At 70.2% G+C, this 6,604-nt stretch carries 5 protein-coding genes and 1 tRNA gene; 2 read left to right on the top strand and 4 right to left on the bottom strand.

Features of this window, described 5'->3' with window-relative positions; all coding sequences use genetic code 11:
• Nucleotides 1-57: 57 nt before the first annotated feature.
• Together BN11_RS08875 and BN11_RS08870 are read right to left on the bottom strand one after the other, a co-directional pair.
• Nucleotides 58-131: transfer RNA gene (locus tag BN11_RS08875), tRNA-Met, on the bottom strand.
• Between the two features lie 48 nt (nucleotides 132-179).
• Nucleotides 180-3,185 (bottom strand): UPF0182 family membrane protein, encoded by a 3,006-nt coding sequence (locus tag BN11_RS08870; RefSeq protein WP_235435424.1) that lies wholly within the window; start codon nucleotides 3,183-3,185, stop codon nucleotides 180-182.
• 58 nt (nucleotides 3,186-3,243) lie between these two features.
• Between BN11_RS08870 and BN11_RS08865 the strand changes: the two genes are divergently transcribed.
• The gene (locus BN11_RS08865; RefSeq protein ID WP_235435423.1) at nucleotides 3,244-3,780 is read left to right on the top strand and encodes a PPA1309 family protein; all 537 of its coding nucleotides are present in this window, start codon (nucleotides 3,244-3,246) and stop codon (nucleotides 3,778-3,780) included.
• Nucleotides 3,781-3,787: 7 nt separating this feature from the next.
• Here the strand turns inward: BN11_RS08865 and BN11_RS08860 are convergent, their stop codons facing one another.
• Complete coding sequence (locus BN11_RS08860; RefSeq protein ID WP_235435422.1) at nucleotides 3,788-4,879, bottom strand: YlbL family protein; 1,092 nt, start codon at nucleotides 4,877-4,879, stop codon at nucleotides 3,788-3,790.
• Complete coding sequence (locus BN11_RS08855) at nucleotides 4,876-5,319, bottom strand: molybdenum cofactor biosynthesis protein MoaE (protein ID WP_048696734.1); 444 nt, start codon at nucleotides 5,317-5,319, stop codon at nucleotides 4,876-4,878. The genes BN11_RS08860 and BN11_RS08855 overlap by 4 nt, the downstream gene beginning before the upstream one ends.
• Nucleotides 5,320-5,500: 181 nt before the next feature.
• Between BN11_RS08855 and BN11_RS23585 the strand changes: the two genes are divergently transcribed.
• Nucleotides 5,501-6,604, top strand: a 1,104-nt coding sequence (locus BN11_RS23585) for a zinc-dependent metalloprotease (RefSeq protein WP_048696732.1), incomplete at its 3' end; no start/stop codon positions are given.

The following is a 6,604-nucleotide window of genomic DNA, read 5'->3' as shown; positions in this document are numbered from 1 at the left end:
CGAAGAGCCCGGGACGACATGTCGTCCCGGGCTCTTCGACGCTGACGCGATTCGCAGTAGCGGGGGCAGGATTTGAACCTGCGACCTCCGGGTTATGAGCCCGGCGAGCTACCGAGCTGCTCCACCCCGCGTCGGTAAGCACCACCTTACGTGACGCGGGACGGCAGACCAAATCGGCGTCAGTCGGAGGGCGTGGCCGACGAGGTCGCTGAGCCGGAGGGTGTACCAGACGGGGTCAGGTCGAGCTGCGCGCCCCCGGGGGCGGCCGCGATCGCCGTGTCGAGGGCCTGCTGCAGCCGCTCCTGCGCCTTGCCGTATGCCGCGAAGTCGCCCTCGGCCAGCGCTTTCTTGCCGTCCTCGAACGCCGCCTTCATCTCGGCAAGCGCCGCGGCCAGCGCCTCTTCGTTGCTTTGTGGCTGCGTCGGTGTCGTCGGCGTGCCGGGATCCTCGACCGGGGCTCCCGACTCGCCCTCGAAGAGCAGGTTCAGCGCCCGCTCCAGCGTGTCGGACCAGGCCAGCTTGTCCCCGAACGCGACCACGGTAACGCGGCTCAGGGGGAAGGCGGATTCGGCGCTGGCACTGACATACACCGGCTGCACATACAGCAGCCCGCCGCCGACGGGCAGGGTCAGCAGGTTGCCCAAGGTGACCCGGGAGCCCTGCTGGCGGTTGTTGTTCAGATAGACGCTGAGCGGGAAGGTCGAGAATCCCGGCGAGCTCGTGTTGGAGGAGTTGATGTCGTTCTGGACCTGCCCGGGCCCCTTGACGTTGGAGTCGCGCGGCAGCTCGAGCAGCCGCAAGGTGCCGTAGGTGTCGGCCTTCGTGCCCGCCTGGCTCCCGGCGTCGGCGTCCACGGCCAGGAAGCCCGAGAGCACCTGCCGGTCGCCGGAGGGCATGAAGGGGGTCGTCAACGAGAAGCTGGGCGCCTCCTGCCCGGGCATCTTCAAGGTGAGGTAGTAGGGCGGCTGGAAGACACTGCGGTCCTCCTGGGCGGGATCGTTGGGCACGCGCCAGTTGTCATTTCCGCTGAAGAGCGCGTCGGCGCGGGTGACGTGATAGCGGGAGAGCACGAGCCGCTGGATCTTCAGCAGATCCTCCGGATAACGCAGGTGCGACATCAGGTCGCCGCTGATCTCCGAGGTCTTCGAGACGGTGCCGGGATAGGCCTTCATCCAGGTCTTCAGGATCGGGTCGGCTTCGTCCCAGGCATACAACCGCACCGTGCCGTCGTAGGCGTCGACGGTGGCCTTGACCGAGTTGCGCACGTAGTTGACCTGCCCGGCGCGCAGCGCGGCGACGCTGGTCGCGCGCGCGGTCGTCGAGTCCGACGTGGCCGTGGTGAGGTTCTCCATCTGCGAATAGGGGTAGTTCGCCGAGGTGGTGTAGCCGTCGACGATCCACACGACCCGCTTGTCCACGATGGCGGGATAGGGGTTGCCGTCCAGGGCCAGCCACGGCGCGACCCGCTGCACCCGTTCCAGCGGACGGCGGTGGTCAAGGATCTTCGAGGCGGAGCCGACCGCGTTGGAGAGGAGGAAGTTCACCTCGCGGTATTTCACGGCATACGCCGCCTGTCGCAGCACCGAGCCGATCGGCACCCCACCGGTGCCGGCGTAGGTGTTCTTGACCTCCTCCTCCTTGGAGTCGGGGTAGTCGAGTTCGCGCGGCGCCTCGCCGGGATTGGCGCCGACGACGGAGTAGTTCGGTGATTGCTCACCGAAGTAGATGCGCGGTTCGAACTCCCCGAGCGTGTTGGCCGGCGGCAGGTCGCCGACCGCGAAGACCGGCTCACCACCCGGCTTGCGCTGGTTGCCGTATGCCGCGACGAGGCCGTAGCCGTGGGTGTAGAAGGTGTGGTCGTTCAGCCAGCCGCGCTGCGCCGCCGGCACGCCGTCGAGGGAGATCTCTCGAGCGCCGATCACGATGTCGGTCTCCTTGCCGTCGATCTGGTAACGGTCGATGTCCAGAGCGTCCGGGAAGGTGTAGTAGGTGCGCAGCGCCTGCAACTGCTTGAAGGTCGGCGGCACGACGATCGGGTCGACGAGCCGGATGCCGGGGATCGTGGCAGCGTCATTGCGCAGCTTGCCTGCGGTGGCGTCGGTCGCGGCCGAATAGGGCTGCACCTGCACCCTGTCCAGGCCGTATGCCGCCCGGGTCGCCTCGATGTTCTTCTGCAGGTAGGGCGCCTCGAGGGATTTCTCCGACGGGTTGACCTTGACCGACTGGATGATCGCCGGATAGACGCTGCCGACGACGACGGAGGTGACGACCAGCAGGGCGACGCCGATCATCGGCAGCCGCCACGAGTGCGTGAAGATCGCCGCGACGAAGAGCAGGGCGACGATCAGGGCCGCCACGGCGAGGATGATCTTGGTCGGCAGGACCGCATGGGCGTCGGTGTACCTGATGCCCGTCATCAGCGGGGCGTCCTTGGTGGCCAGGGCGTAGCGGTCCACGAGATAAGAACCCGCGCGGACGAGCGCCAGCAGGGCCGCGAGCACGCCGACGTGCACCATGGCGGCCCGCGTCGACGATCCCCGGCCCGGCAGTTGCAGTCCGCCGTAGATGTAGTGGGTGAACGCGGCGGCGGCCAGGGCGGCGCCGAGCGCGAGCGTGAGGACGCCGATGAGCGCCTGCAGCCACGGCACGGTGAAGACGAAGAAGCCGATGTCCTTGTGGAAGTGCGGGTCGGTCTTGCCGAAGGGTTCCTGGTTCACCCACGCCAGATAGGTGCGCCATTGGCCGGACGCGGCCGTCGCGGCCAGCGCGCCGACCACCCCGGGGATGGCGAAGAGGGCGACCTTGCGGACCGGTTCGATGGCGTCGCGATACTGCTCGAGGCTCTCGTTGGCCCCCAGCTGTGGGACGTAGAAGGGCCGGTACCGGTAGGCGAGGTAGAGGCTGGACCAGACCAAGCCACCGACGAGCACGAACGCAGCGGCGCCGAGCCCGATCCGCGTGAGCAGGGTGGTGGTGAAGACACCGGAGAAGTTCACCGAGCGGTACCACAGGACCTCGGTCCAGACCTCGGCCAGCCCGGTGGCGAGGAACGCCAGCGCGCCGAGCACCACCAGGGTCGGCACCAAGGGTCCGCGCCGGCGCCGCGGCGACATCGCGCGACGGGCCGGACGACTCGGCGCCGGCTGCTCGGGGACCTCGTCGGGGGGCCACTGCGAATCGCTCACCGGGTCAACCTACATACCGTGTCTGGGTATGACGCGCCCGGACAGGCAGGATTGGGGCGTGACCGAAACTTCGACCCCGAAACGTGACCCGCTGCAGCTGGTCGCCATCGAAACCGAGCGGTATGTCAGCGCCGACGGCTGGGATCAGCCGACGCGCCTGTTCGCGCTGGTGCCGACCCATGAGTTGGCGAGCAGCGCGCCCGGTCTCGACGTCGGTGGCGTCGACGCCGATCATCTGTCCGCGGTCGAGCAGGAGGGGTTCGCCCCGGACGGCGACCTGCCGCGGGCGCTCGAGACGCTGGCGTGGCCGCCGGCAGTGCGCGGCTGCGCCCTCGCCGTCGAACGCCTGGTCGTGCCCCCGGCGGCAGAGCGCGACCTGCCATCCGATCCGGCGGCGGCCGTGCAGCAGTTGCAGCGCCACCCCGACCGTCAGGACGTGCGCCTCCTCGTCGCCGTGCTGCGCGACGGCCCGTCGGTGTGCCTGATCCGCCAGCGCAGCCATGACGCGGACAACCTCGTCGGCACCGGTCCCGATCTCGCCCCCGGCCTCGTCGCCGCGCTGCTGGCGAGCCTGCGGGACGACGTGCCGGAGTGAGTCGCCCTCAGGAGCAGCTGGGCAGGCCGGTCTTGCCGGCCGCGATGCCGTCGACGGCGCTGACGGCCTCGTCGAAGGTCGCGATCTTGACGACCGTGATGTCGTCGGGGACGTGGCCGGCGAGCTCCGGGCAGTTCGCGGCCGGGGCGAGGAAGTAGCCCGCGCCGGCCTCCTTGGCGCCGACGATCTTCTGCCGGATGCCGCCGATCGGGCCGACCGTGCCGGCGTCGTCGATGGTCCCGGTGCCGGCGATCTTCTTGCCGCCGGTCATCGCGCCGGGCGTGAGCAGGTCGCGAACGGCGAGGGCGAACATGGTGCCGGCGGACGGCCCCCCGACGTCGCCGGCATCGATCGTGACCGCGACCGGGAAGTCGTAGTCCATCCGCAGCCGCACGCCCAGCACGACGGTGTCGCCGGAAGCCGTCGTCCGGACAATAAGGTCCTTGGCCGCGCCGTCGCGGCGCACGGACACCGTGACGTCTTCGCCCGCCTTGTGCGTGCGCACCAGCCGCTGGATGTCCACCATGGACGCCACCGCCTCCCCGTCGACGCCGGTGATCACATCGCCGGCCAGCAGCACCCCGTCCGCGCCCGAGCCCTTCGTCACGCTCGCGACGACGTAGCTGTTGGGCACGCTCTTGCCGAGGCTGCGCAGCGCGACGGCCGCCGCCTCGTGCTGGCTGGTCGTCATCTCCAGGGCGTTCTCCTCCTTGACCTCTTCCGAGGTCGCCCCCTTGGGGAAGAGCTGGTCCTCGTCGAAGATCTCGGCGCTGGGGTCGATGGCGGCGCCGAGCAGATCCCAGGCATTGACCCGGCGGCCGGGGCCACCGACGACGGAGACGGTGGTGAAATCGAGGGCCCCCTCCGTGGGGTAGGTCGTGGCGCCCTCGATGGCGACCAGGGGCTTGCCCGCCACCTGGCCGAGGGTGTTGGTGGCCGGGCCGGGCCGCAGGATGGCGTAGGGCAGCGGGATGAGGGCGATCACCGCCGCAAGGGTGATCCCGACGAACGCGGCCCACAGCAGCCGGGCCACCCGGGGTGAGAGGCGGCCGGGGTCGGGCTGCCACGGCGGCGCCGTATGCCGTTCCGCCACCTTCACGGCAGGCCCACCCATTCGCTCTCGCCGTCGCCGAAAAGCTGATGCTTCCAGATCGGGGTCGTCGCCTTGAGCTGGTCGATCAGTTCGCGGCCCGCGGCGAAGGCGGCGTCGCGATGGGGCGCGGCGACCGCGGTGATGACGGCGATGTCGCCGATCGCGAGGGCACCGACGCGGTGGACTGCGGCGACGGCCCGGACGTCGTGGGTGTCGGCGACCGCGCGGCATACCCGCTGCAGGGCCGCGAGCGCTCCGGGATGCGCCTCATACTCCAGCGCGGTGACGGCGCGGGCGTGGTCGTGATCGCGGACCCGTCCGATGAACACCACCTGCCCCCCGCACCCGTCGTCGGCGATCGCCGCGAGCGCGGCGTCGACGGAGAGCGGCTCCGCCGAGATCGCGCACAGGCGCACCACGTCGTGGACGCGGTCGGGCTGCGCCATGTGTACTCCTTCGGTGGGCCGGCGGGAACTGGAACGGCTCCCGCATGGTTGTCTTGGGTGACACATTCTCACCCAGGCGCATTCAGGACACCCCACAAAGTTCCGCGCTCGCAAGTTTGCTCCGGTACTTTGCGGGGGCCCGGCCACCTGGGTTTCGTTTCGCGTCTTGAGGAGTAGTGCCGTGCCCGACGACATCGAGCGTCCCGAGAACGACCCGCAGGAGTCCGGAGCCGGGTTGCCGCCGGAGATGCAGGAGGCGTTGCGCCGCCTCACCGGCGGTGCCGACCTGCCGCCGGAGGTGTTGCAGCAGTTCGAGCAGATGGGGCTCGGCGCGATCCCAGTGGACCAGTTCGAGGGGATGATGTCGCAGGTCCAGGCGATGTTCAACGCTCCCGACGAGGGCCCGGTCTCCCCCACGATCGCCACCGACGTGGCCCGCAAACTCATTGCGGCAGAAGGCGACGCGGCCATGGGCGAACGCGAGGGCGCCCTGGCGCGCGAGGCCGCTCATGTGGCCGACATGTGGCTCGGCGAGGTCACCGCGATCGAGGCCCCCGGCCTGCACGGCGTCGCGTGGTCGCGCTCGGAGTGGATCGAGGACACGATGCCCGTCTGGCAGGAGCTGGTCTCCCCGGTCGCCTCGGGCGTGACGAAGTCCCTCGGCCGGGCGATGACGGCGCAGTTCTCCGAGGGCGGGTTCGAGGCGATGTCGTCGATGCTGCCGGCGGGCACCAACCCGGCGCAGGCGATCGCCCAGATGGGCCCGCTGCTCGAGCGGGCCGGGTCCTCGATGTTCTCCTCGCAGCTCGGCCAGGGTCTGGCCGCACTGGCCGGCGACACGCTGACCGGCACCGAGGTGTCGCTGCCGCTGACCAGCGGCACCCAGCTGGCACTGGTCCCGGCCAATATCGCCGCCTTCGCCGAGGGGCTGGAGATCGATCTCGAGCAGGTGTGGCTATATCTCGCGGTGCGGGAGGCGGCCCGGCTGCGCCTCTTCCACGGGGTGCCGTGGCTGCCGCAGCAGATCCTCGTGGCCGTCCAGGACTACGCCCGCGATATCGCCATCGACACCGAAGGCATCGAGGCCGCGCTCGACGGCATCGATGCCACCGACCCGGAGACCTTGCAGGCCACGCTCGCGGACAAACTCTTCGCCCCCAAGCCGACGCCGGCCCAGCAGGCAGCGCTGGCCCGCCTCGAGACCTGGCTGGCGCTCGTCGAAGGCTGGGTCGACGTCGTCACCGACCGGGCCGCCGGTGCGCACCTGCCGCACAGCGCCGCGCTC

The organism is Nostocoides australiense Ben110 (genome assembly GCF_001050535.1).
Lineage (GTDB): Bacteria > Actinomycetota > Actinomycetes > Actinomycetales > Dermatophilaceae > Nostocoides_A > Nostocoides_A australiense.
This window is presented reverse-complemented; position numbering and strand designations above follow the sequence as displayed.